28 protein-coding genes and 1 tRNA gene are annotated in these 24,685 nt (G+C 68.6%); 21 read left to right on the top strand and 8 right to left on the bottom strand.

What is annotated here, in order from left to right; genetic code table 11:
- Positions 1-110: 110 nt before the first annotated feature.
- The 3 genes from AB0E14_RS30875 to AB0E14_RS30865 form a co-directional block, all read right to left on the bottom strand.
- Positions 111-866, bottom strand: coding sequence for a hypothetical protein (locus AB0E14_RS30875; protein ID WP_362425545.1), 756 nt, complete (start codon positions 864-866; stop codon positions 111-113).
- A 573-nt stretch (positions 867-1,439) separates the two neighbouring features.
- Complete coding sequence (locus tag AB0E14_RS30870) at positions 1,440-1,700, bottom strand: hypothetical protein (protein ID WP_362425542.1); 261 nt, start codon at positions 1,698-1,700, stop codon at positions 1,440-1,442.
- 180 nt (positions 1,701-1,880) lie between these two features.
- Positions 1,881-2,633, bottom strand: a complete 753-nt coding sequence (locus AB0E14_RS30865) for a GntR family transcriptional regulator (protein ID WP_362425539.1) — start codon at positions 2,631-2,633, stop codon at positions 1,881-1,883.
- Positions 2,634-2,711: 78 nt separating this feature from the next.
- On the opposite strand from AB0E14_RS30865, the gene AB0E14_RS30860 reads away from it, so the two are divergent.
- The 7 genes from AB0E14_RS30860 (at position 2,712) to AB0E14_RS30830 (ending at position 8,872) form a co-directional block, all read left to right on the top strand.
- Positions 2,712-2,990 (top strand): hypothetical protein, encoded by a 279-nt coding sequence (locus AB0E14_RS30860; protein WP_362425536.1) that lies wholly within the window; start codon positions 2,712-2,714, stop codon positions 2,988-2,990.
- Positions 2,991-3,426: 436 nt separating this feature from the next.
- Positions 3,427-3,651: a hypothetical protein gene (locus tag AB0E14_RS30855; protein ID WP_362425533.1), complete on the top strand. Its 225-nt coding sequence runs from the start codon at positions 3,427-3,429 to the stop codon at positions 3,649-3,651.
- Between the two features lie 8 nt (positions 3,652-3,659).
- Positions 3,660-4,355: a GntR family transcriptional regulator gene (locus tag AB0E14_RS30850; RefSeq protein ID WP_362425529.1), complete on the top strand. Its 696-nt coding sequence runs from the start codon at positions 3,660-3,662 to the stop codon at positions 4,353-4,355.
- The gene (locus tag AB0E14_RS30845; RefSeq protein ID WP_362425526.1) at positions 4,352-4,696 is read left to right on the top strand and encodes a hypothetical protein; all 345 of its coding nucleotides are present in this window, start codon (positions 4,352-4,354) and stop codon (positions 4,694-4,696) included. The genes AB0E14_RS30850 and AB0E14_RS30845 overlap by 4 nt, the downstream gene beginning before the upstream one ends.
- A 467-nt stretch (positions 4,697-5,163) precedes the next feature.
- Positions 5,164-5,631, top strand: a complete 468-nt coding sequence (locus AB0E14_RS30840) for a lamin tail domain-containing protein (protein ID WP_362425523.1) — start codon at positions 5,164-5,166, stop codon at positions 5,629-5,631.
- 758 nt (positions 5,632-6,389) lie between these two features.
- Entirely contained in the window at positions 6,390-7,541 is a 1,152-nt protein-coding gene (locus AB0E14_RS30835) for an HNH endonuclease (protein WP_362425520.1), read from the top strand.
- The gene (locus AB0E14_RS30830; RefSeq protein ID WP_362425517.1) at positions 7,538-8,872 is read left to right on the top strand and encodes a cyclic GMP-AMP synthase DncV-like nucleotidyltransferase; all 1,335 of its coding nucleotides are present in this window, start codon (positions 7,538-7,540) and stop codon (positions 8,870-8,872) included. Before AB0E14_RS30835 ends, AB0E14_RS30830 begins: the two co-directional genes overlap by 4 nt.
- Positions 8,873-9,415: 543 nt before the next feature.
- Here AB0E14_RS30830 and AB0E14_RS30825 read toward each other — a convergent pair.
- Together AB0E14_RS30825 and AB0E14_RS30820 are read right to left on the bottom strand one after the other, a co-directional pair.
- Entirely contained in the window at positions 9,416-9,772 is a 357-nt protein-coding gene (locus AB0E14_RS30825; RefSeq protein WP_362425513.1) for a hypothetical protein, read from the bottom strand.
- The gene (locus tag AB0E14_RS30820; RefSeq protein ID WP_362425510.1) at positions 9,769-10,239 is read right to left on the bottom strand and encodes an NUDIX domain-containing protein; all 471 of its coding nucleotides are present in this window, start codon (positions 10,237-10,239) and stop codon (positions 9,769-9,771) included. Before AB0E14_RS30820 ends, AB0E14_RS30825 begins: the two co-directional genes overlap by 4 nt.
- A gap of 18 nt (positions 10,240-10,257) precedes the next feature.
- On the opposite strand from AB0E14_RS30820, the gene AB0E14_RS30815 reads away from it, so the two are divergent.
- The 10 genes from AB0E14_RS30815 (at position 10,258) to AB0E14_RS30770 (ending at position 17,115) form a co-directional block, all read left to right on the top strand.
- Positions 10,258-11,037 carry a GntR family transcriptional regulator gene (locus AB0E14_RS30815; protein WP_362425507.1) on the top strand — a complete coding sequence of 260 codons (780 nt, stop codon included), beginning with the start codon at positions 10,258-10,260 and terminating at the stop codon, positions 11,035-11,037.
- A 138-nt stretch (positions 11,038-11,175) separates the two neighbouring features.
- Positions 11,176-11,532, top strand: coding sequence for a hypothetical protein (locus AB0E14_RS30810; protein WP_362425504.1), 357 nt, complete (start codon positions 11,176-11,178; stop codon positions 11,530-11,532).
- Between the two features lie 14 nt (positions 11,533-11,546).
- Entirely contained in the window at positions 11,547-12,881 is a 1,335-nt protein-coding gene (locus AB0E14_RS30805) for an FtsK/SpoIIIE domain-containing protein (protein WP_362425587.1), read from the top strand.
- An 87-nt stretch (positions 12,882-12,968) separates the two neighbouring features.
- A complete protein-coding gene (locus AB0E14_RS30800; RefSeq protein ID WP_362425501.1) occupies positions 12,969-13,589 on the top strand; it encodes a DUF2637 domain-containing protein in 621 nt (206 codons plus the stop codon).
- Positions 13,590-13,606: 17 nt separating this feature from the next.
- Positions 13,607-13,801 carry a mobile element transfer protein gene (locus AB0E14_RS30795; RefSeq protein ID WP_362425498.1) on the top strand — a complete coding sequence of 65 codons (195 nt, stop codon included), beginning with the start codon at positions 13,607-13,609 and terminating at the stop codon, positions 13,799-13,801.
- Between the two features lie 13 nt (positions 13,802-13,814).
- Positions 13,815-13,973, top strand: coding sequence for a hypothetical protein (locus AB0E14_RS30790; RefSeq protein WP_362425495.1), 159 nt, complete (start codon positions 13,815-13,817; stop codon positions 13,971-13,973).
- 27 nt (positions 13,974-14,000) lie between these two features.
- A complete protein-coding gene (locus AB0E14_RS30785; RefSeq protein WP_362425491.1) occupies positions 14,001-14,309 on the top strand; it encodes a SpdD-like protein in 309 nt (102 codons plus the stop codon).
- Between the two features lie 90 nt (positions 14,310-14,399).
- Positions 14,400-15,779, top strand: a complete 1,380-nt coding sequence (gene repSA, locus AB0E14_RS30780; protein WP_362425488.1) for a replication initiator protein RepSA — start codon at positions 14,400-14,402, stop codon at positions 15,777-15,779.
- A complete protein-coding gene (locus tag AB0E14_RS30775) occupies positions 15,776-15,964 on the top strand; it encodes a helix-turn-helix domain-containing protein (RefSeq protein ID WP_362425485.1) in 189 nt (62 codons plus the stop codon). The genes repSA and AB0E14_RS30775 overlap by 4 nt, the downstream gene beginning before the upstream one ends.
- Entirely contained in the window at positions 15,964-17,115 is a 1,152-nt protein-coding gene (locus AB0E14_RS30770) for a site-specific integrase (RefSeq protein ID WP_362425482.1), read from the top strand. Before AB0E14_RS30775 ends, AB0E14_RS30770 begins: the two co-directional genes overlap by 1 nt.
- 71 nt (positions 17,116-17,186) lie before the next feature.
- Here AB0E14_RS30770 and AB0E14_RS30765 read toward each other — a convergent pair.
- Positions 17,187-17,259 (bottom strand) — tRNA-Arg (locus tag AB0E14_RS30765).
- A gap of 191 nt (positions 17,260-17,450) precedes the next feature.
- Between AB0E14_RS30765 and AB0E14_RS30760 the strand changes: the two genes are divergently transcribed.
- On the top strand, positions 17,451-19,163 hold the full coding sequence (locus AB0E14_RS30760) for a class I adenylate-forming enzyme family protein (RefSeq protein WP_362425479.1): 1,713 nt from the start codon (positions 17,451-17,453) through the stop codon (positions 19,161-19,163).
- Here AB0E14_RS30760 and AB0E14_RS30755 read toward each other — a convergent pair.
- A complete protein-coding gene (locus AB0E14_RS30755; RefSeq protein WP_362425476.1) occupies positions 19,150-20,424 on the bottom strand; it encodes a M6 family metalloprotease domain-containing protein in 1,275 nt (424 codons plus the stop codon). The two genes, AB0E14_RS30760 and AB0E14_RS30755, sit on opposite strands and share 14 nt — an antisense overlap.
- Before the next feature lie 300 nt (positions 20,425-20,724).
- Here AB0E14_RS30755 and AB0E14_RS30750 point away from each other — a divergent pair, with 300 nt between their 5' ends.
- Positions 20,725-21,399 carry a TetR/AcrR family transcriptional regulator gene (locus AB0E14_RS30750; RefSeq protein ID WP_362425474.1) on the top strand — a complete coding sequence of 225 codons (675 nt, stop codon included), beginning with the start codon at positions 20,725-20,727 and terminating at the stop codon, positions 21,397-21,399.
- Positions 21,400-21,521: 122 nt separating this feature from the next.
- Entirely contained in the window at positions 21,522-23,045 is a 1,524-nt protein-coding gene (locus AB0E14_RS30745) for an MFS transporter (RefSeq protein ID WP_362425472.1), read from the top strand.
- A gap of 58 nt (positions 23,046-23,103) precedes the next feature.
- Here AB0E14_RS30745 and AB0E14_RS30740 read toward each other — a convergent pair whose 3' ends face one another.
- Positions 23,104-23,616, bottom strand: coding sequence for a MarR family transcriptional regulator (locus AB0E14_RS30740; RefSeq protein ID WP_362425469.1), 513 nt, complete (start codon positions 23,614-23,616; stop codon positions 23,104-23,106).
- Positions 23,617-23,739: 123 nt separating this feature from the next.
- Here AB0E14_RS30740 and AB0E14_RS30735 point away from each other — a divergent pair, with 123 nt between their 5' ends.
- Positions 23,740-24,528 carry a class III extradiol ring-cleavage dioxygenase gene (locus AB0E14_RS30735; RefSeq protein ID WP_362425467.1) on the top strand — a complete coding sequence of 263 codons (789 nt, stop codon included), beginning with the start codon at positions 23,740-23,742 and terminating at the stop codon, positions 24,526-24,528.
- Positions 24,529-24,685 lie beyond the last annotated feature (157 nt).

The raw sequence follows: 24,685 nt of genomic DNA, 5'->3' as shown, positions 1-24,685 counted from the left end.
GCCCGAGCCACCGCGCCGGAGCCGGCCCCACAGGCCGGGCGCGACGGCCACTCCGCCCGCGGTGCGGGCTCATGGTGAGGGCGCAGAGGCAACGTCTGTCGGCCTTCGTGTCATGGCGTGGGCCAGGTGCCGAGTGCTCGGGCCAGTCGGTCGTTCTGCTCGCGGGTGATTCCTTGGGCGAGACGGATTCCGCACCGTGGGCTGCTGAGTTCGTCGCAGTGCAGGATGCCGGGGAAGTGCTGCTGGGTGCCGGAGAGCGGGGACGGCGAGGGCAGGGCCCATTCAGCCGGTTCCCACAGGGGGTGGTCCCGCAGGAGTGCGTCTGCCACTACCGGGGCCATGTCCTCGCCGACTCCGACCCGGACGAGCGCGTCGCTGATCAGCGTGGCCGCGTCGTCGGGCAGGTCGCTGTCGCCGAGGGTCGGAAGCAGGAGCAGCAGGCGGACATGTGGCGCGTGGATCCCGGGAGCCTCGGGGTCGGGCGTGCCGGCGATGTGCGTGAGTTCCCGCCAGGACAGCCCGGGGCCGGCTTGGTGGCCGTCGACGGTGGCCAGGTGGCCGTGCCGATCCCACTCGGGGTGGGTGACGACATACTCGGTCCCCTGGTCATCGGTGATGTTGCGGCCCACGATGACCACGCTGTGCCGGTCGGCGAACGGGATGCGGAAGACCGGCCAGCGATCCTCGTCGGTCAGCGCCTCGTACGCCGCGTCCGTGTCGGCCTCGTCAGCACCGAACCACAGCGGAACCGGGTCGTTCTCCTCGGTCTGGCACATCCACAGCAGGTAGGCGGCCCAGAACCCCGGCAGGGCCGGCAGGTCCTCCGCGGCAACGAGGGGTTCATTCTCGTATCCATCGATCAGCACGCGCCCAGAGTGCCACCCGACTCTGACAGGCCGGCCCGCACTGATCGCGCCTGCCCGTGAGGGGCGTTCCCGCTCGCTCACCGGCGTCGGAGCGCGTGACGCGGTCACCGTCAACCGATGCACGAGAACGGCCCGGAGCATGATCGCTCCGGGCCGTTCTCCCATGTGCCCCCGGCAGGATTCGAACCTGCGACACCCGCTTTAGGAGTTCGATCTAGGAGGCGTCCGGTGGACTCCAACCTCACGCGCACAGGCCTTTCGACGGCTGCTGAACGTTGCGGCTGTCCATGCCCGTTGATGTCAGCGTTGGATGTCAGCGAAACAGCTCCGGCGTCGGACAGATTTCCAACGGCTCGTCCGGCCGATCGGCCCAGTGCCACCAGACATGGCGGCCAGCGCACTCCCACAGCAAGCGGCACGTCCGCTTGCCATCGTCCTCCCGCCCACAGAGCACGAATCCGCCGAACGCCATGGGCTTGCTGCACTCGGGACAGGTAGGAGGAGCGTAGGGGTTCCCCGCCTCGCCACCATGGCGGCCATGTCGACGCCGCCCGTCCCTTTGTCGATCAACTGTCATTCGAGCGTGGCGATGGCGAGGCCTGCGAGCGCGATCACGGGCGAGCCGAGAAAGACGATGCCACCGACGAGCCGAAAGAACCAGGCACCGAATCGCGACGGCTCCGTGAGCCCCATATCCAGTGTCCGCGCTGCGGTCACAGCCCTGACGGCGTTGCGCCGCGCGACTGCCTTGTCTGCCGCGCCCCGCACATTGAAGAGGAACATCGCCCCCCACGCCACGCCCGCCAGTCCCAATACGAACAGCGCGATACCCACAACCACAGCCGATCCCCTCCCTTGAGCACCGCCGTGACCAGCGGTCGTCCGAGGATGATGCCAGCCAGCCCGTGGGCGAGTACGGGCGGTCCCTGGTCGGGGCTCCAGACCCCGGGGAAGGCGCACTGCGACACCCAAGTCAGCTCTCGAGTCCAAGGCGCAGGGGCCGTGAGTCCGCGACTACTTGATGGGGACCTCGTAGACGATCTCGCACAGCGCCGCAGGCACGACGATGTCCGCCGTCTCCACGGGCTGCCCCTGGTCGCTGTAGTAGGTCCGTCGGATGTGCGTGACGAGCGCGGCCTTCTGGATCCCGAGGAGCGAAGCCTCCTCGGCAGTCGCCTGCCGCGGCTCCGGCTGTTCCACAGCGTGGCTGACCGTGATTCCGATCTCGGCCATCCGGTTTACGACGCCGGCCCCGGCGCGGGGCCCGCCTTCGGGGAGGACGACGAGGGTCCCGCTGGTGAGGTCGTACGGCTCCCAGCTCGTCGACAGCTGCACGGGCCGCCCGTCGGCGAGGAACTCGTACACGGTCCGGACGCACAGCTCGCCCTCACCGATCCCGAGCCGCGCAGCGATCTCGGCCGGCGCGGGCACCTTGGCATCGGTCCGGCTCTCCCAGCCGCCATTCCTTCCCACGGCCTTCATGTCGGCCCGAAACGGCGACCCGTCGGGCTGCTCGCGCGCAGCGGACCGAACCATCCGCACCCGCTGCCGGGGCTCAGCAACGTAGGTCCCGGACCCAGCCCGCCCCTCCAACACACCCTGCGAGATCAACAACTCCTGGGCCCGGCGAACGACGTTCTCACCTACGCCGCACTCCTTCCCGATCTGGGCCCGAGAGGGCAGCCGGTCTCCAGGAGTCCACTCGTGCTCCGCGATCCGCCGCCGGAGCTCGTCGGCGATGCGGAGGTATGGCGGCTGCTCAGGCATATGGAAAATCTAGTCCACTAGCTCTAACCTAGTTAACTAGCTTCACTCAAAGTGATCGCCGGTGACGGAGGCTGCCCTGTGCCTGCTCCAGAAGTAAGCGCGGAGGCCCTCGCCGCCCAGCTGTCCGCCATCGGACTCACCACCCGCGTGCTGGAACACACCAGACACACGTCGATCGAAGCGGAGGTGCCCGAAACCCTGCCCGCCGAGACATGGCGGCAGGTCCTGGAAGTCGTGGCACAGGCAGACCACTTCGGTCTCCTCGCCACCAGTCTGGGCGGTCGAACCCTATGGGCCGCCGTGAACAAAGCGGTCCCCGCGACGGGCGATGTCCGGGGACCTGGCCATCAGCGATAGGAGCTGATCAGCGTGTTCAACCGTATCCGCCGCGCCATCGCGCGCACCAGGGAGCGGTACTCCCAAAAGCCCCGCCGCCGTGCCCCCTTAACGCCCGAGGGAAGTCCCACTCTTGCCAACCGCCCGACGCCGCCGTTGCCGCAGCCGAGGGACCGCACAGACTTCATCCCCGGTGAGGAGACCGCCCTCGTCCGCCCGTACGTACTGGCAGTCGAGGAGCTCCTCGACTGCACGTGCTTCGCACCGGCGGAGGCCTACTGATGTCGCAGACGAAGGCAGCCCCGTACCGATCGACTTCGTGCCGGATCGGCACCCACCACGAGTGCGCGCACTCTTGCCCGACGGGGGCGCCGGTCGACGTCCCCGTGGTCTACGAGACATGCGCCTGCCCCTGCCACGCGCCGGCCACTTCGACCAGCCCCAAGGGCGCGGCCTCATGAAGACCTGGACCCCCAGCGGTGCGGCTGCCGCACCTGTAGAGATCACCTCGACCAACGTCCAGCGCGGCGACGTCATCCAGATCGGCGGCCAGCCCTGCCGAGTGGCGGACCTCTTCCAACTGCCCCGCGGCGCCAAGCGCCTCCTCTTCGAGTCAGGAGAACTGCTGACCATCCACCCGCGAACCCGGCTCGTCGCACTCCGCGTGCTCAGAAGGTGGTGATCCAACCCGTGCGATCACTCCGCCATACCATCGCCGACGACCTCCGAACCCAGATCACCACGGGCCGCCTCAAGCCCGGGGAACGACTCCCCTCGGAACCCCAGCTCGCCGCGCGCTACCACGTCAGCACGGCGACGCTGCGAAACGCACTCGCGCTCCTCCAGGCGGAGGGCCTGATCGAGAAGATCCACGGCAAGGGCAACTTCGTCCGACGCCTCCGCCGGCGACTCACGTACGAGGGAGGCACTCTCACGCCCATCGCTCCGACCCTTCACGTCACAGTCCGCACCACTGAACTCCAGGCCCAAGGGCCACTGACCACCTTGCTGAAGGTGCCATCACAGGCGCTCCTGACCGAGTATCTCTGCGTCAATCACGTGGGCGAGGCGCCGCACAGCGTGGCCCGCATCTACGTCCCGCGAGACCTGGCGCCGGCGGAGCCGCTATACCGCTGGCCCAAGCCACCAGAAGCCGGTCCCCAATTGGCGGAGATCCGAGAAAAGATCAGCGCCCGCCTCCCCACCCCGGAGGAAGCGTCCACCCTCCGGATCAGCACAGCACTGGCGGTCCTCGCGATCACTCGCGTATCTGCCGACACCGCTGGCCGCGTCATCGAGGCCGCCCTCTTGGTCCTCCCCGGCGACCGCGCCGACGCACGCTTCACCACCCACCACGCGACCAAAGACGGAAGGGCCGGCGGATGACGCCCCACAACGAACTACGTCTCCTCCCATGGACGGGCCCCGACGACAAGCCCTGTTACCTGAGCACTGACGACAGCAGCAGCCATCTGTCTCGCCTGGCGGACGACACCGAAGCGATCCAACTCAACCTGGCGGCAGACCTCGTGGTGCGCGCACAGGAAGTCCTCGGAAACGAGATGGCCGCGCCGGAGGAACTTCAACGCCTCACACAGGACCTGACGGATGCCCTCAAAGACACCCTCCGTGTAGCCACAAGCCGCGGACGTCGCCTGGCAGCTACGGACGTCGCCGCTCACGATGGCGACGAAGGCCCACGACTGCCGGCGGCAGCCTTCGGCTAGCGCTCACGACCACCCGGAGGACAGAGGGGCCCGGACACAACCCGAGCTCCTCGCCTTCGAGGCCGGAGACCATCTTGGCTTGCGTCCGCTGTCGCGCACGAGAGGGCGTCAGGTGTACGAAGAAACGTGCAGTACAGCCGTTACTCGGACGCTTCACCTGATCGGCAGAGTGCGCCGGGTGGTGCGACCGGTAGTGCGCCGGGAGCCCGAAAGGGCTTCCCGTTGACCCTTCAACGGGTGGGTGTAGCAGACAGTGAATGTCAGGGCCGCACCCGAAACGGGTGCGTGACCGATACAGGCGACAGTTACGGAAATGTCCATACCTGGTAACGGACTGCGGTCGCCATTCCGGCACGGTCGGCGGGGCCGCAGAGTTTGGGTCCTCGGCCCGCACTGGACCGGGAACCCGCACAGCTCTCACCAGCAGTTACGGCTGATGAGGCTCTGTTCTTGAGGGGACATCACACATGTCTGCTTCTTCGACCGCCCGCCGGATCGCCGCCACCGCCCTCGCGGCCGGCGCGATCGTCTCCGCCGCCGCCCTGCCGGCCGCCGCCCACGACGGCGACCGCCAGCGCACCCCGAAGGTGGAGATCAGCCGGGTCCAGGCCGACAGCCCCGGACGCGACAACCGCACCAACCGGTCGCTGAACGCCGAGTGGGTCGAGATCACCAACAACACCCGCCACGCGATCAACCTCGATGGCTGGACCCTGAAGGACGAGGACGGCCACCGCTACACGTTCAACGACTACCGCCTCGCCGGCCGCGCCACCGTCCGCATCCACACCGGCGAGGGCCGCGACACCCGCACCGACCTCTACCAGGACCGCCGCAACTACGTCTGGGACAACAACCGCGACAAGGCCACCCTCCGCAACGACCACGGCCGCACCATCGACACCGAGTCCTGGGGCAACCACCGCCGCCACTGACCCACCCGCCGTGACCCTGCCGCCGGCGCCTTGAAGGCGAACAGGCCGGGCCGGCACCCATGAACCGCGTGCGCCGGACAGCCTGACCTGCCCGGCGCACGCAATCCCCCGAGCCCTCAGTCCCGTTGGCGTTCACCGCCAGCGGGGCTCTTCGCGTCACTGGCGCCAATGACAGGTACAACCCGCCCCCGCTCCGCGGACTGCGAAGGAGCGCGCGACACGTGCTGTGCAGGTTCGCCCGGATTGCCCGTGCGCCGCCATCGGCTGGGCATATTCCCCCACCGCTGCCGACCACCTGGGGCCGCCCGCGTCCAACCTCGTTGATGTCAGCCAGCGTCTCGCTAGCCACTAGGGCCGGGAAGGTGCCCACAGGGTACGCCGGGCACACGGCTCCGGAGGTCCTGTGCGTCCGGCGAGTTTCCACAGGTCAACGGCGTGCGAGTGGCATCCCGGGCTTCGCCAGTCCACGAATAGGCCGCACAGCACGGACGATGTTGCTGACATCGGGTGGTGTCGTGGGCCCAGAGGCTGGGCTGTCGGTATCTGCGCGGAGCGCGTCGGCTCCTATGTCCGCTCGCTGATGCAGTTGCAGCCCAGCGCCGCGGAGATGGCGTCTCGTGGGCGGTGGCGACGGCCTTCTCCGAGGAGCAAAAGCGGTGGCCCACACCCCCCCCAAGCTACGCGAAACCGTCCCGACTGTCAGTGGCCCGTGGTTCCCTATGCACAGGTGCATGGGGAGACGTAGGGGAAGGGGCCACATGGCCATTTCTGAGACAGAACGTCTGAAGGCATGGGTCCGCGCCGGCGGTCGTTGCGAGTTCTGCGGCAGGTACCTGCTCGAAGGCAAGCTCACTTATAAGGACTTCACGCTCGGTGAACTAGCCCACATCGTTGGGCGGGACGTCGCTCCCAAGTCCCCGAGGGGTATGGATCCCCTTCCGAAGCCTCAGCGCGACCTCGCGGACAACCTGATGCTCCTCTGTCGCGGTGAGCACAACGAGATCGACCGCAAGGGATCTCTCAACATCATGACAGTCGAGCGCCTTCGAAGTATCAAGCGGGACCGCGAAGAGTGGATCCGGCGGATGACGGCGCTCAGCCCCCAGAACGGAACCGTCGTGATCCGCCTCATCGGACGTGTGCGCGGGGCTGAAGTCGAACTGACCAAGCCCACGGCCGCTGAGGCAGTGATCCGTTCCGAGGCGCGATTCCCTGAGTTTCCGCTCAGCCTCCACGGCGACGGTTTCGAGATCGACCTCCGCAATGTGCTCGGCGAGGAGACCGCTGGCCCGGCCTACTGGGAGCAGTGCCGCCAGCAGATCGATCAGGTAATCGAGCTCCGACTTGCAGATGCACTGCGCGAGGACTCAGTGCAGCACGTCAGCGCCTTTGGCTTCGCGCGGCTGCCGCTCCTGGTCTACTTCGGGTCACGGCTTAACGACACGTTCGCCGTGACCACCTACCAGCGTCACCGGTCGACGGAGGCCTGGAATTGGCCGGATGCTCAGGGACCGGGTCGTCCCTTCGTGACTGAGACGCACGGCAGTGTGTCGAGGGATGCAGAGGAGGGGGTCCTCATTCTGAACGTCTCAGGTTCCATTCAGGCGGAGGAGCTGCCCGACGAGCTTGCGGAGCTTCCACGCTGGGTTATCCGTCCGCAGGGCATTGTCCCGGCTGTTGACGTGATCGATTCGCGCGCCACGCTGGACGAGTTCGTCAACGCAATTCGGCAGCTACTGTCAGACCTCGAAGCCCAGCACAAGGGCATCCAGCGGCTGCACGTACTGGCTGCCGCCCCACTTTCCGCTGCGGTGGAACTAGGGCGAGTGCACGAGTCTCACGTGCACCCCACCTTGGCCATCTACGACCGCACCGATGGACGGTACACGTCTGTGTTGGAGGTCTCGTGAAGCTGCTTGCCTACTTCGATGCCTTCCTCAAAGACACTGTCAACCTGAACCAGACGCGGCTCGGGCAGCTCGATGATCGAGTCCGTGCCATCACGTCCACGTTCAAGAACGACACAAGCATCGGAGACCTGTACGAGGATCACTCGCCCCAGGGCTCCTGGGCACATCGCACAATTATCAAACCCCTCAACAATCACGAGTTTGACGCTGACATCCTCCTACAACTCCGGGAGGTCGAGAATTGGGAGCCGAAGGACTACCTGCGGGAGGTACGAGCTGCGTTCAAGCGCTCGGCTACGTACCGTTCCAAGGTCACCAAGAAGAATCGGTGCTGCCGAATCGTCTACGCAGGAGACTGCCATGTAGACGTAGTCCCCTACATCGTGCTGGGTGACGGCAGCGAATCCATCGTGAACTACGCTGAAAATGAATTCGAGGAGACGAACCCGCAGGGCTTCACTGATTGGATGAAAGAGAAGGATGATCTCGCGAACGGGAATCTTCGGCGCGTAATTCGACTCCTCAAGTACGTCCGTGATTACAAGCAGACGTTCAGCGTTCCTTCGGTAATCCTCACCACCATGCTGGGCGAGCGGGTGCAGGCGTGGGATACGGATTCGCGCTACAGCGACACTCCCACTGCGCTGAAGACGCTCTTGACTGACTTGAGTAACTGGCTTGACCTGCATCCGCTCATGCCACCTCTTCCGGATCCGAGTTGCCCGCAGACAACGTTCAATCACCGTTGGGATCAAGCCCAGTACGAAAACTTCCGAAACAAGGTCAAGATCTACTGTGACTGGGTAGCCGAGGCCTACGATGCGGCAGATAAGGCCGTGAGCCTGAGTGCCTGGCAGCGCGTCTTTGGAACGTCATTCCAGAAGCCGGCCGTCGTTGAAAAGTCTCTGTCCGCCTCCTCTCGACTTCGTCCTGAACGCGAGGCTCGTGCCCCCCAAGAGCAGTACATTGAGGAGCTTGGCTTTACCTGGAAAGGCGGCTACGGCTTGCTTATCAATGCCAGGGTTCTCCCGCGTAACGGTTTCCGTGATGGGCCATTGCGTAGGCTCCGGAATGTGAGAACAGCGCAAGATCTGGAGTTCTCCATCACCACGGATGTGCCTGAGCCGTTCGATCTATATTGGAAAGTGCGGAACCGGGGTAGCGAAGCCGCTGTTCATGGGCAACTCCGCGGAAATATCATCCGAGATGAGAACCGGACGAGGAAGAGGCGTGAGCCGACGCGCTGGAGGGGGTGTCATTATGTCGAAGCGTACATTGTCAAGAACGGATTTGTGCTCGCCACGGATCACCATGATGTTCCCATCATCTGAGCGATCGAATTCGTGAACCGTCAATCATGTCGGAGTTGGAGCGCACGCTGGTGATGTAGATGTTTCAGCGTCAGGCCGATAATCGCAGGGCGTGACGGGCGGTCTCAAACGCCACTTGGCACCTAACTCCCATCCCGTCTGCCGTCGACCCACACACCGTGGAGCAGGCGCGGTGCCGGGCGTCCAGGTGGAGCGCGCCACTGTACGAACGACCTGGACGCCCGGTGCCGTGTCTGCTCGGCTCTGCCTGGGTCGACGGCAGACGGGATGGGAGTTCCACCTCCTCAACATCCCACGGCCAGCACTCGCCCACGGAGCCCCCTCCATCCCGGAGTTTGAAGGCCCCCGCCGGAGGCATCGCCTTGAGCCGCACTCGCGTACCGCCTCGGTCACTTCGTGGTTTGCCACCCATCAACCCGAGCTGTCCAGGCGTGCGGACGGCGGCCGGGCTGGAGCGGGGCGTAGACAGGAGCGCAGGCCCGGGCGACGGGCCGCGCGCGCCGCGCCGTGCGCGGCGGGTGCCTTGATGAAGTAGGGAAAGTCTTACCGCGCCGGCTGTTGGCGCTCGGCTCGGAACTGGTCGAGCAGGCTGAAGAACAGCTCGACGGCTGGAGTGCCGGTGGTCTCGGCTTCATGCTCGATCTGTGCTGGCCAACGCACGGCGCTTCCACGGCCGTTGCGCTCGTTCAACCAGGTATCGAAGGGGGTGTCCCCGCCCGGAGTCCAGAAGGGGAAGTCCTCTTCGGCGTTGTGCACCTCAATGGCTACCCGGTAGCCGAGAAGCATGGAGTCCAGGTGCGCCAGAGAGATATTGGGAACCCACATTCCGGGGCGGAGGCGGACCTGGTCCAGGAAGCCGTAGACGTTCCCGAAGTCCTTCACGTGCTTCGGCGCCGTCATGCGGACCTCTCCAGGAGGTGTCGCCCGTCGTGGCTGCGGACGTGGGGGCCTGCGTTGTCTAGGGCGTCGAGCAGGCGGATCGCGTAGACCTCGGTCATGCGGGCCGTGATCTCTTCCGGGGTGAGCCACTCGACCGCGGTCGACTCCGTGGAAGTGCGCTCCTCGCCGCCCGACGGCTTGCAGCGGAAGACCAGGGCGACGATGCCGCGCGTGGTGTTCTTGTAGACGCCCGTCAGCTCGTCGACCTCGACTCGGATGCCGGTTTCCTCCAAGACCTCGCGGGCCACTCCCTCTTCGGGGGCCTCGGTGAGTTCGAGGACGCCGCCCGGGAGCTCCCAGGTGCCGTTGTCCGCGCGGCGGATCGCCAGGAGTCGGCCGTCCTCGCGTACGACTGCGCCCGCCACCGACACCGAATGCAGTGGCGTTGACTTTGTTCCCGCGCTCCCGTTACTCATGTACAGGAGCATAGGAGAGTGAGAAGGACTATGGGAACGACCGCAGGAGGTGGGCGGGCCGTACCTCGGTACGTCCAGATCGCCGAGGAGATCGTTCAGCAGATCCAGGCTGGCGTTCTGAAGCCTGGTGACCTGGTGCCTAGTGAGTCCGAGCTGGTCGAGCGATATGGGGTCGCCGGCGGGACTATTCGGAAGGCCATGGTCGAAGTGCGGGCGAGTGGGCTCGTCGAGACGCGGCACGGCAAGGGGTCGATCGTGAAGGACCGGCCGCCCGTGCGGCTGCGGTCGTCGGATCGGTTCCGGGCCTCGCATCGTCGGGGCGGGAAGGCCGCTTACCTGGCCGAGTCGGCTCAGTCCGGTGCTACTGCCAAGGTGAGCGTCCTCTACATCGGTCCGATGGAAGCTCCGGAGGACATCGCCGAGCGGCTCGACGTCGAGGCGGGGACTCAGATTCTTACTCGGCGACGGTTGTACTTCCGGAACGGGACGCCTGTCGAGACCGCCACCTCCTATCTGCCGTGGGATGTCGTGAAGGACATCCCCGAGCTCTTCTCGGAGAACCCCGGGCCCGGAGGTATCTACGCCCGCCTGGAGGACGACGGGCACGTCTTCACCGAGTTCGTGGAGACGCTGCAAGCCCGGCCGGCCGCGAAGGCTGAGGCGTCCGAGCTCGCCCTGAGTCCTGGGGCTCCGGTCATCCATCTGCTGCGGAACGCTGTCACGAAGACCGGCCGCGTGGTGGAGGTCTGCGACACCCTCATGGCCGCTGACCAGTTCGTCTTCGAGTACCGGATCCCCGCCGCCGACTGAAGCGCGGTCAACTCTCCTTAGCCCGCTCGGACTTCTTCGTCCGGGCGGGTTGACTCATGTATAGGAGTGATGCACTCTTCTTCATGTTACTCATGTACATGAGTGACGGAGTCCAGCACTTCTAGAGGAGTGATCTCTGTGCGTCAGATCCCTGTCGACACCTCCGCGGCCTCCGTGATGGTCGCCCAGCCCCCGCAGCCGAAGGTGAAGGACCGCCGCACCGGCGAGCGCGCCATGGACGCCGAGACCGGCGCCGCGCTGGCGACCGTGGAGGTGATGTTCGCGGCGAACGGCGAGGTGGAGATTCTGACCGTGACCGTTCCGGAGACCGGCGTCTCCGCCGAGCTGGTCATGGGCACCCCCGTCGCGGTTACGGGCCTGGTTGCCCGGCCGTGGGAGAACGAGTTCAACGGCCAGCGTCGCCACGGCATCGCCTTCCGGGCCGTCGCGGTGACCTCGCTGGTCGGTGGCGCGGCGAACACGAAGGCAGCCTGATCATGCGGTGGTTGATCGCATCCGTCGCGCTGGTCGTCGTCCTCGCGGGTCTCCTGCGGTGGCGGCGGCCCGCCTGGTACTGGCTGAGTTTCGGCGTCACGCTCGCCACCCTCCGGGTCCTGGTCCGGTACAGGTCGGTCATGGACGCCTGCGGGCTGACCGTCCCTCCGCCCCGCTGGCGTCTGACCATCGCCCGGATGGCCAACCGGCCCGCACCCGAACCGCGGGCACCGCGCATCCTGCGGCTCCGGCCCACCCGGACTGGCCTTGTCTTACGGCTGGGGCTCCGTCCTGGCCAGGACGCTTTCGACGTCGCGGCCTCGTGCGACCGGCTCCGGCACTCGTTCGGCATGTACGGAGTCACCTCGAGGGAGATCCGCTCCGGCGTGGTCGAACTGCGGATGACGGGCTATGACGTGCTCAGGCTCGTTCGGTTGCCGGCCAACGCCAAGCGCACGCCTATGCGTGTGCCGGTCGCACTGCGCGAAGACGGAGCTGTCCACTACCGCGACTACCGCACCACTCCGCATGCCCTCACGATCGGCGCGACCAAGTCAGGGAAGTCTGTCTACCAACGGAACCTTGTCGCCGAACTCGCCGCACAGCAGGTTGCCTTGGTGGGCATCGACTGCAAGCAGGGAGTGGAGCTGTTCCCTCTGGCTCGCCGGTTCTCTGCGCTCGCTGACAACCCCGACACTGCCGCCGAGCTGTTGGGCGCGCTGATCGCTCACATGGAAGGCGTGTACCAGCTCATACGGGCAGAGCAGCGCATCACCGCAGACACCCCGGATGCCGAGATCGCTGCCGACATCTGGGACTTGCCTGACCACCTGCGGCCGGTGCCCATCGTCGTCCTCGTGGACGAGGTCGCAGAACTCGCCCTGTTCGCCACGAAGGACGAGGAGAAGCGCCGCGATCGGATCATCATCGCCCTCGCACGGCTCGCCCAGCTCGGCCGCGCTGCCGGCATCTACCTCGAAATCTGCGGCCAGCGCTTCGGCTCCGAACTCGGCAAGGGCATCACGATGCTCCGAGCCCAGCTCACCGCCCGGACCGCCCACCGCGTCAACGACGAGACCAGCGCCAACATGGCCTTCGGAGACATCGCCCCGGACGCCGCTCTCGCCACCGTCCAGATCCCCGTCGAGTATCCCGGCCTCGCGATCACCGGCGACGCCTCCGGCGGCTGGTCCCGTATCCGTACGCCGCACATCTCGCTCCGCACGGCCGTCAACGCCTGCAACAAGTACGCGTACCTGGCCCCGGAACTGCCTGGCCTCGCTGACTTCCGGCCCGACGTCGAGCCGTCGGTGTCCCTCGCCAAGGTCCCGGCCCCGGCTACGGCCTGATCTTCCCTGCCTCACTCGGTCGGCGTGACCTCTTCGCGCCGCGTCCCTACCCCGCCATGCCCAAAACACCTGCAAGGAGGTGATCGCATGACCAGCAAGCTCCGCATCGACGCCGTGCTGGTCCAAGCCCTGATCGCCGGTGCGCTGTCCTTCGCCCACCTGCACGACCTGGCCGCCGCCGCTGGTCAGACCGGATGGAAGGCGTGGGCCTACCCCGTCTCCGTCGACCTGCTCCTGGTCGCCGCCTGGCGCCGGCTCCGCGCGGACGGTTCGTCCCGTCTCGCCTGGTGCTGGTTCCTGGTCTCCCTGTTCGCCTCGCTCGGGGCGAACGTCGCCACCGCCGGATTCCTCGACCTCGCCGATCCGCCCGCCTGGCTCCGCTTCGGCGTCGCCGGGTGGCCGGCGGTCGCCTTCCTCGGTGGCACCCTCCTCGCCCACTCCCCGACACCAACCGTCGAGCCGGACCCGACACCTGAGCCCGCCGAGCCGGATTACGTCTCCGAGCCCGATGTCGTTGCTGCGTCCGCCCAGCCAGTGCCCGAGATCGCGCCCGCTATCCCGGTTCCGGTCGCGCTGGTCGAGCACGCCCGCAAGGTCGCCGCCGACCACCGCGCCCGTACGGGCCACCCCATCGACACCGACACCCTGCGCGCCCGTCTCGGCGTCCCCGCGCCCATGGCTGACGCCATCGCCGCCCAACTCGCCTGATCAGAACGGAGAACACCATGTCCCCTCGCGAGCACTTCCACTCCGTGATGCGCATCGGTCCCGTGCAGATCGGCACCCACCGTGACCGTCACGGCCGCACCAAGTACGCCGCCGTCTGTACCTCCGACCGTTGCGGCTGGTCCTCCGACTACTCCAGCTCCTCGGCCGCGCAGCTCGCGGCCCGTACCCACCGCTGCCGCATCGCCGACTGAACGGATACCGCTCGTGGACGTCCCGCTCTGGCTCGCCCTGATCGTCGTCGGTGTTCTCGGGATCAAGCTGATCCGCCCGCCCTGGTGGCTCGTCGCCGTGATCCTCCTGGGCGGCTTCCTCCTCGCCGACAGCGTGCTGGCCCCTGTCATCGACACCGCGATCACCAAGTGACCACCTGACCCGGAAGGGAGAACCGCCATGCTCCGACCGAAGATCCCGACCATGCCGATGCCTACCGGCCTCGTCACCCCGCCCGCCGTCGTCGAACCGACCGCGATCCAGCCCGCGCAGCAACCCTCGGTGCCGGTCACCCCGGTGTCCCGGCCGACCGTCCAGATCACCCCCGGCACCGCACTCGCCGCCATCGGCGCCGGTACCGCCGTGGTCCTGGTCGTCGGCACGGTCCTGGTCTCGATGCTCCTCGCGGCCGCCGTCACCGCCGTGTCGGTCGCCGTCTGCGCCGTCGTCGTCCGCTCGCTCCTGGCGTCCTCGGCCAAGCACCGCTGACCGGCCCCCGGGCGGCCTCGATACCGCCAAGCATCGGCCGCCCGGGAGCCGTACCCCTCGCCGATCTCTCAACCGGAAGGAACACCCATCATGGAACAGCGCACCGCCGCCACCGCGGCGGGCCTGGACCCGGCCACTCTGCACGACGTCCTTCGCGTGGCCGGAACCCCCGGCTTCGACCGCTGGAAGGACCAGGTGCACCGCACCGGCGGTTGCTCCGATCCCGTCCACCTGACCGGCTGGTCGCTCGCCAAGGACCGCACGTCCGGCGAGACCCTGCGCCGCTACTCCACGGACGCCGAGCCCGGGGGACGCCTCCGCGTCGCCTGCGGGAACCGCCGCGCCTCCCGCTGCCCCTCCTGCGCGCACACGTACGCCGGGGACACCTACCACCTGATCCGCGCGGGCCTGGCCGGCGACGAGGCCAAGAACATCCCCGCGGCCGTCCGCGATCACCCCCGGGTGTTCGCCACCCTCACCGCCCCGTCCTTCGGGCCCGTGCACAACCGGCCCGACCGCGGTACCTGCCGATGCGGCACCCGCCACCCGGAGAACGACCCTGTCCTGGGTACGGCGCTCGACCCCGCTTCGTACGACTACGCGGGAGCTGTTCTCTTCAACAACCACGCCGGACAGCTCTGGCAGCGCTTCACGAACCGCCTGCGCCGCGAGCTCGCCGCCCGCGCCGGACTCACCCAACGCGAACTGAGAGACGTCCTCCGGGTGTCGTACGGGAAGGTAGCCGAGTTCCAGAAGCGAGGTGCCATCCACTTCCATGCCGTGATCCGCCTCGACGGTCCGGACGGCCCCGGCACTGCCCCGCCGTCCTGGGCCAGCGTGCGCTTACTCGACGACGCGATCCGAGCCGCCGCCGTCCATGCGTACACGACGATCACCGTCCCGGCCGCCGGGGACCAGCCGCGCCGGCGCTTCCAGTGGGGGCGACAGCTCGACATTCGCCCGGTCAAGGCGTTCGGCGACGGCTCCGACATCACCGAACAGGCCGTCGCCGCCTACGTCGCCAAGTACGCCACCAAGGCGGCTGAGACCACCGGCAGCCTCGACCGCCGGATCGGCAACCGGGAAGTCCTCGACCTCCTGGACGTGCCCGACCATCCCCGCCGTCTCATCGAGGCCTGCCTCGACCTCGCCCCGCTCTACCCGGACCGCAAGCTCGCCGCCTGGGCCCACATGCTCGGCTTCCGCGGGCACTTCTCCACCAAGTCCCGCCGCTACTCGACCACCCTCGGCGCCCTCCGTCAGGTCCGCGCCGACTACCGCGCCGCGCAGGAAGACAGCACGGACCCGGACACCGTCCTTGTGCTCGCCTCCTGGCAGTACGCCGGTCACGGCCACACCCCCGGCGAGGCTGCCCTCGCCGCCAGCATCGCCCGTGACATCCAGCTCAACCGGGAGACCGCCCGCGAGGCCCTACGCGACCAACTCGCCCTGGAAGGAGCCGCGGCATGATGACCGCCACCGACGAACTGCTGACCGTGCCCGAGGTCATGGCGCGGCTCAAGCTCGGTCGCTCCACCGTGTACGACCTCATCCGGACGCGCCGCCTGACCTCGATCACGGTCGGCCGCGCCCGCCGCGTCCCGGCCGTCGCCGTAAGGGACTTCATCGCCGACGCGATCGGGGAGGCCGCCTGATGGCCACCCAGCGCAAGCGCAACCCGAACGGCGCCGGCACCATCACCCAGCGGAAGGACGGCCGCTATCAGGCCGCCGTCTACGTCCTCCAGCCGGACGGCACCCGAGCCCGCAAGTTCGCCTACGGCAAGACCTGGGCGGAGTGCGACACCAAGCGCCGCGCACTCCTCGACAAGGCCGACAACGGCATCCCCGTCCCGACCCGCTCGGCGAAGCTCTCCGAGTGGCTGCCGTACTGGCTGGACAATGTCATCAAGCCGCGGCGCAAGCTCAGCACGTACGACAAATACGAGGCGCACGTCCGCCTGTACCTCGTCCCGATGGTCGGCTCCAAGCGGCTGGAGTCCCTGAGCGTCGCCGACGTCCGCCGCTTCCTTGTCCAGCTGGAGAAGAAGACCACGGCCGCCACGGCCAAGGAGTCCCACCGTGTCCTGCGGACCGCCCTCACCGCCGCCTGCCGCGAGGAGCTGATCACGCGCAACGTGGCCACCCTCGTCGAGTCGCCCCGAGCCAAGGCGAGGGAGCTGAGCCCCTGGTCCTTGGACGAGACGCTCGACTTCCTCGCTGCCGCCCGACGGGACCCGCTGTACGCGGCCTTCGTGCTCGCCATCGCCATGGGGCTGCGTCGGGGCGAACTCGTCGGACTCCGCTGGGTGGACGTGGATCTCGATCACCGCGTTCTCTACGTCCGGCAGCAGACCCAGCGCCGACGCGGGGTCCTGTACGACGACGATCCCAAGGGGCGCCGTCGGCGGGCCGTGCCCCTGCCCGCCATGTGCATCGCGCCTCTCCGCTGGCACCGGATGCGGCAGGAGCGCCAGCGGATCAAGGCGGGGGAGAGGTGGCAGGAGGGCGGCTACGTTTTCACCACGGGCACCGGTCGGCCCGTCGAGCCGCGGAACGTCTACCGCTCCTTCACCCGCGTCGCCGAGTCCGCCGGCCTCCGCGTCATCCGGCTGCACGATGCCCGCCACGGTTGCGCGACGCTCCTCACCGCGGCCGGGGTCGCTCCTCGCGTCGTCATGGAGATCCTCGGGCACAGCCAGATCAGCATCACGATGGATGTGTACACGCACGTCGTCCAGGACACCCAGCGCGAGGCCATCAGCCACATGGATCGGCTGCTCAAGAGGCGCCCCGGTCGCCCCTGACCGTCGCCGTTGATGTCAGCTGTGGATGTCAAAGGGCACCTAGCAACGTTGCTAGGTGCCCTTTTCCCATGTGCCCCCGGCAGGATTCGAACCTGCGACACCCGCTTTAGGAGAGCGGTGCTCTATCCCCTGAGCTACGAAGGCGTGCACTGGTCGGGCGTTCCCGTTCGGGCCTGGGGCCCTGGAGGTCGGCTGACCGCTGACAGCCTAGCGGATGGGGTTGGGGAGGTCGCCACCATTGTCGTGGGGTGCGGGGGCCGCGGTTGTTTGACGGGCTCGGGAGGGCGGGCATAGCGTCTGGCGGGGACTGAGCGAGTGCTTAGAGAGGGGCGATCGTGGGTCAGCTCGACGAAGGGGACTCCGTCGCCGCCCGGCTGGCCGCGCCCGGGGGGCCCTTCGCCGTCGACGGCGGTGTGTATGCGGAGGGGCCGCGCACGCTGCGGGAGTTCGTCGAGGCCACCTGGGCGTACGGGGACCGGCCGTTCCTGGTCTCCGAGGACGGCGTGCTGAGCTACCGCGCCTTCTTCGACGCCGCCTGCGGGCTCGCCCGGACCCTCGTCGACCAGTACGGGCTGCGCCCCGGCGACCGCGCCGTCGTCGCCATGCGCAACCACCCCGAGTGGCAGATCGCCTTCTGGGCCGCCCAGCTCGCCGGCCTCGTCGCCGTACCCCTCAACGCCTGGTGGACCGAGGAGGAGTGCGCGTACGCCCTCGACGACTGCACGCCCCGCGTCCTCCTCGTCGACGGGGAGCGGTTGGAGCGGGTGCGGGGGTGGGCCCTGCGCAAGCGCGTGCCCGGGATCGTCTTTCACGGGGAGGCCACGGACGGGTTCCAGGCGTACGTGCGCGACACCGACTCGCTGCTCGGGCCGCCGCCCGTCGACGTCCTGCCCGAGCACGACGCCACGCTCATCTACACCTCCGGCACCACCGGCCGCCCCAAGGGCGCCGTCGCCACCCACCTCGCGCAGGCCGGGGCCGCGATGAACCCGCGGTACTTCGCCGCCGCCTCCGCCCTCGGGCGCGGCACCGTGCCCGGGTACGGGCCCGCTCCGGTCTCGCTCACCACGTTCCCGTTCTTCCACGTGGCCGCCTTCACCTCCTTCTACTCCGTCATGGCCGTCGGCGGGACCCTGGTGCTGATGCGGAAGTGGGATGCCGAGGAGGCGCTCGAGCTCATTCGGCGCCATCGCGTCACCCATTACTCCGGGGTTCCGACCACCGCCCTCCAGTTGCTCGACCTCGCCGAGCGGACCGGTGATCCGCTGGAGAGCCTCACGATGTTCAACACCGGTGGCGCCGCCGCGCCGCCGGAGCTCGTCGCCCGGCTGACCGCCGCGTACGGCGAGCGCATCGAGCCCCGCAACGGTTACGGCCTCACCGAGACCTGCGGCGGGGTCTTCGCGACCTTCGGCGCCGAGTACCGCGCCCATCCGCTCGGCCTCGGCCGGCCGAGCCCCGTCACCGAGGTCCGTGTCGACCGGCCCGATGCCGAGGGGGTGGGGGAGCTGCTGCTGCGCGGCCAGTCCCTGGTCCGCGGCTACTGGGGCGACGAGGCCGCCACCCGGGCCGCCTTCACCGAGGACGGCTGGTTCCGCACCGGCGACCTCGTCCGGCTCCACGACGGCCGCTTCACGGTCGTCGACCGGCTCAAGGACATGGTGATCAGGGGCGGCGAGAACGTGTACTGCGTCGAGGTCGAGGCCGTGCTCCACGAACACCCCGACGTCCTCGACGTCGCCGTCCTCGGTGTGCCGCACCCGACGCTCGGGGAGGAGGTCGCCGCCGTCGTGCGCCTCAGGGAGGGCGCGGGGGCCAGTGGTGAGGTGCTCAGGGCGTACGTCGGAGGGCGGCTCGCCGCCTTCAAGGTGCCCGCCCATGTCCACGTACGCCGTACCGAGCTGCCCCGGAACGCCACCGGGAAGGTGCTCAAGCGGGAGTTGAGGGACGAGCTGACGGGCGAGGCGCCGGGGGACGTGGCGGACGATGTGGCGGACGTGCGGACCGGCGAGGTGACGGCTGAGGTCGGCTTCGTCAGCCGCGGGTGATCCGTACCCGGTAGGTGCCGTCCTCGTGCTCGCCGAGCACCGAGATCCGGATGCCGTTCGTCCGGTCGGTGAACGTCTCTCCCGGCCGGTACGGCGCGTCCGACAGCTCCGCGTGGACGTTCGGGCGGCGCGTACAGCCGCCGCTGTCCTTGTCGCTGTCGGAGACCGTCACCGGTCCGTGGCCGGTGTCGACGTCCGACTCGACCCGGTAGATCAGGACGCCCGGCTCGCAGACCGCCTCGTCGTTCCCCTCCCGGGTGCGGACCTCGACCGCGTACCCCGACTTCTCGGAGAGCGGTACGAACGCGAGCTTCGTGCCGCCTGCCGTCGCCAGCGGCGTCAGCGCGTAGTCGTGGGCGCCGGACGCCGACGCGCAGCGGACCTGGCCGTTGTCCAGCCAGCCCAGCTTCCACTTGTGCCAGCCCAGCAGGTCGTTGTTGGCCCCCCAGTCCTCGGACATGATGTCCCAGTGCCCGACGGTGCCCCCGCCGTCCACGGTGTAGAGGTCGGGCAGGCCGAAGACATGGCCGTTCTCGTGCGGCAGCACGCGGTAGCCGGTCTCGTCGTACGTTCCCGAGCCGTCGTCCTGGCGGCTGTAGACGAACGAGGTGTTGGAGAGCGGGACGCCGTCCGCGTACGGCGCCTCGTCGTTCCCGGAGAAGGTGACGGACAGGACCGTGTCCAGGGCCGAGGGCCCGGCGTTCGGTGTGACCAGGATGTTGACCAGGTCGTACGCGCTGAAGTCCACCTTCGGGTCCGCGGTCTTCACGATGTCCTCGACGAGCCCGCGGTAGCCCGGTTCGTACGGTGAGCCGCGCTCTATCCCGTACGAGGAGAACGGCCGCGGCATCCGCAGCCACTCCGGTATCGGGGCCTCCGGGTGGTAGTGCAGGCGCCCGTACGAGCTGGTGCTGAACCACTCGGCGGTCTTCGGGAAGAACTCGTCGTACCGTTCGAGCGCCGTGCCCTCGCCCTCCGCGTCGGGGAAGTCGACCATGAGGTTGAGGGCCCTGACCCGGCCCGTGGAGCGGGCGTAACCGGGGGCCGTGGGCATCCCCTCCGACATCTGCACACCCATCGTCGTCGCGATCCTGCACGGCCCGAGCGCCGTGACGTCCCCGGGCGCGGAGGCCACCGGGCCCGCCGAGGCGGGGGCGGGGCCGGGCAGCGTGGTGCTGGCCGAGGCGAGGGCGGCGAGCGTGAGGGACGCTGCCGCCGCGAGGACGACGGGTCTGCGTATGCGCCGGCGGGTCTGCTGCATGCGGTCGCCTCTCGGGTCGGCGTCTGATCAGCGGTCGGTCTGGTCAGCGCTGCTGTTCGACAGCCTGTGTCGAGAGCTCCGGGGGCGCGCGTCGGGTGGCCCGATCGTGGGTACGCGCGGCAGGGCAGAGTGGTGTGATGCAGGTCACATTCATGGTGGGAAATAACCGGGGACTCCCTCCCCGTTTACGCCTGTGTTCGAAGAAGTGGGGACTCGTTCCCCGGATCGCAACCCGCGGGTCCGAGGATCCGGGAGTCGCCGAGGATCCGAGAGTCCGAGAGTTCTGGAAGGAGACGTGGCATGACCGCCGAAGCCGGTACCGCATCCGCTCGTCGCGTACCCCGCCCCCGGGCGGACGCCCTGCGCAACCGCGAGCGGATCGTCACCGCGGCCCGTGAGATGTTCGTCGAGTTCGGCCCGCAGGTGCCGCTGGACGAGGTCGCGCGCCGCGCGGGCGTCGGCAACGCCACCCTCTACCGGAACTTCCCCGAGCGGAACGACCTCGTCCGTGAGGTCGTCCTCTCCGTCACCGCCCGCACCACCGACCTCGCGCGGGAGGGGGCCGAGGCCGTCGAGGCGGGCGAGGTCGACGCCTTCGAGGCGCTGCGCCGCTTCACCCACGCCGCCGCCGACGAGCGCATCGGGGCCCTGTGCCCGATCCTCGACGGCGCCTTCGACAAGAACCACCCCGAACTGCACGCCGCGCGGGAGCAGTTGGAAGACGCCGTCCAGGACCTCGTCGACCGGGCGCACGGCGCCGGCAGGCTCCGCACCGACGTCGGCGTCGGGGACCTGATGGTGGCCGTCTCCCAGCTGACCCGCCCGCTCCCGGGCACCGCCTGCCTGAACATGGACCGTTTCGTCCACCGCCATCTGCAGCTGTTCCTGGACGGTCTCGAAGCGCCCGCGCGCTCCGTACTGCCCGGCTCGGCCGCCACTCTGGAGGATCTGAGGGGCGACTTCGACCAGTCGTGACCCCGAGCTGACCGTCCTGTGACCGTGGCCTGAAGGCCACAGAGCCGTGTCCGTCACTCCCCTGACGGGCCACCCACTTACATCCCGATTTTTCCTTTACGCACCACGAGGTGGCTACCCCCATGTCCGAAACAGATCCCCGGCGCTGGAAAGCGCTGGTCTTCATCGCCCTCGCCCAGCTGATGGTCGTGCTCGACGCGACGATCGTGAACATCGCGCTGCCCTCCGCCCAGCAGGACCTGGGGATATCGGACGGCAACCGGCAGTGGGTCATCACGGCCTACGCCCTCGCCTTCGGCGGGCTGCTGCTCTTCGGCGGCCGCATCGCCGACCTGTGGGGCCGTAAGCGCACCTTCGTCGTCGGTCTGATCGGCTTCGCCGCCGCCTCCGCCCTCGGCGGTGCAGCGACCGGCGAGGCCATGATGCTCGGTGCCCGCGCGCTCCAGGGCGCCTTCGGCGCGCTGCTCGCGCCCGCCGCGCTCTCCCTGCTCGCGGTGATGTTCACCGACGCCAAGGAGCGTGCCAAGGCCTTCGGCATCTACGGTGCGATCGCCGGTGGCGGTGGCGCGGTGGGCCTGATCCTCGGCGGTTTCCTCACCGAGTACCTGAACTGGCGCTGGACCTTCTACGTCAACATCCCGTTCGCGATCGTCGCCGCCGTCGGCGCGTACTTCGTGATCCGCGAGCCGGCCGGTGGCCGCAACCGCTCGCCGCTCGACATCCCGGGCGTGGTCCTGTCCACCCTCGGCCTGGTCGCGCTCGTCTACGGCTTCACCCGCGCCGAGTCCGAGGGCTGGTCGGACGCCCTGACGATCGGCATGTTCGTCGCCTCGGCCGTGCTGCTCGCCGCCTTCGTCCTCACCGAGGCGAAGGTCAAGTCCCCGCTGCTGCCCCTGCGCGTCCTGACCGAGCGCAACCGCGGCGGCGTGTACCTCTCGCTGGGTCTGGCCATCATCGCGATGTTCGGCCTGTTCCTCTTCCTGACGTACTACCTCCAGGTCGTGAAGGGGTACTCGCCGGTCAAGACGGGCTTCGCGTTCCTCCCGATGATCGCGGGCATGATCGTGGGCTCGACCCAGATCGGTACGCGGCTGATGATGCGGGTTCCCCCGCGCTGGCTGATGGGCCCGGGCTTCCTGACCGCGGGCCTCGGCATGCTGCTGCTCACGCAGCTGGAGATCGGCACGTCCTACGCCGGGCTGATCCTGCCCGCGCAGCTGCTGCTCGGCCTCGGCATGGGTACGGCGTTCATGCCCGCCATGTCGCTCGCCACGCACGGGGTCGACCCGCGGGACGCCGGTGTGGCCTCCGCGATGGTCAACACCTCGCAGCAGGTCGGCGGCGCCATCGGCACGGCTCTGCTGAACACGATCGCCGCCTCGGCGACGACCGCGTACATCGCCGACCACGCGGCCGGTGCCACCACGCAGGGCGCCCAGAAGCTGCTCCAGCTCCAGGGCATGGTCGAGGGTTACGCGGCGGCCATCTGGTGGGCCGTCGGCATCCTGGTCGTCGCGGCCACGATCGCCTTCACCCTCATCAACACCGGGAAGCCGGAGACCGGGCCGGTCGCCGGTTCGGGTTCGGGTTCCGGTTCGGGCGAGGGTGCCGAGGACGAGGTGAAGATCCCCGTCATCGCGCACTGATCCTCGTGCGGTCCTCGTACCGCCCCCGTACGGTCCGATCGTCCTGCCCTGGTTCCGCTCAGCGGAGCCAGGGCAGGTCCGCGTCCGGGCCGGTCGGCTGGAGCCCCTCCGCCATGACCTTCATGATCTCGCCGAGCTGGGCCACCTGCTCCGGGCTGAGCCGGTCGAACATGGCCTGCCGTACGGCGTCGACGTGACCGGGCGCCGTCCGCTTCAGCACCTCGAAGCCCTCGTCCGTGAGGTGCGCGAACTGGCCGCGCTTGTCGGAGGGGCAGTCCTGGCGGACCACCCAGCCGTTCTTCTCCAGGCGGGCGACGGCGTGCGAGAGCCGGGAGCGGGTGATCTTGGCGTCCTTGGCCAGTTCGGTCATCCGCAGCCGCCGCCGGGGCGCCTGGGAGAGCTGGACGAGCAGGCCGTAGTAGATGTGCGGCATCCCGGCGTCGCGCTGCAGCTGGCGGTCGAGATGGTCCTCGAGGAGGGTGGTGGCGTGGCGGTACGCGCGCCAGACGCACTGTTCCTCGTCGCTGAGCCAGCGGGGCGCGTCTTCGGGTGCGGTGGTCATGGGATCCATCGTACGACTCGTTCTTGAAAGTTGAACTATATGGGCTTACCCTCATGGAGAGCCCTACGCTTGAAGTTTCAAGAACTCTCTCTCGTCCCCATCTCTCTTCGCCGTCGGGAGGCGGTCGTCATCATGGACGCCACGCTGGAACGGATGCCCGCCCTCTACCTCTCGCACGGTGCCCCGCCGCTCGCCGACGACCCCGTCTGGCCCGGTGAGCTCGCCGCCTGGTCCGCCGGGCTGCCCAGGCCCAAGGCGATCCTGATGGTCTCCGCCCACTGGGAGGAGGCCCCGCTCGCCCTCGGCGCGACCGAGACCGTGCCGCTCGTGTACGACTTCTGGGGCTTCCCCGAGCACTACTACCGCGTGCGGTACGACGCCCCGGGCGCGCCCGAACTCGCCGCCTCGGTCCGCAAGCTGCTGCACGGGCCGGGCACGCCGGTGCAGGACATCCCCGACCGGGGGCTCGACCACGGCGCGTACGTGCCGCTGGTGGAGATGTTCCCCGACGCCGACCTGCCGGTGCTCCAGATCTCGCTGCCCACGCTCGATCCCCGGAAGCTGATGGAGATCGGCCGGCGGCTCGCGCCGCTGCGCGACGAGGGCGTGCTGATCGTCGGCAGCGGCTTCTTCACCCACAACCTGGCCGCGCTGCGGCACACCGGTGCGGGAGTGCCGGGATGGTCGGCGGAGTTCGACGACTGGGGCCGCCACGCGCTGGAGGCGCAGGACGTCGACGCGCTCCTGGACTTCGAGCACAAGTCCCCGGCCGGGCGCCTGGCACATCCGCGTACGGAGCACTTCGCGCCGCTCTTCGTCACCCTGGGCGCGGCGGACGCGACCGGGGACCTGGACGCCGGCCGGAGCGTGATCGACGGGTTCTGGATGGGCCTGGCGAAGCGGTCGGTCCAGTTCGGCTGAGCGGCCGAAGCGGCTGACGCGGTCGACGCGGCCGAAGCGGCCGAAGCGGCCGAGCGGCTGGGTGGGACCTGTCCCCGAGTGGTGGACACCTCTGAGCCCGGTCCCGGTAGGGGCCGGGTAGGAGGCATCTTTTATGGTGATGAAGGTCTACTCGCCC

The sequence above is a fragment of the Streptomyces sp. NPDC047981 genome, from assembly GCF_040653315.1.
GTDB lineage: Bacteria > Actinomycetota > Actinomycetes > Streptomycetales > Streptomycetaceae > Streptomyces.
The sequence above is the reverse complement of the archived record's forward strand: the minus strand, read 5'-3'. Positions and strand labels throughout refer to the sequence as shown.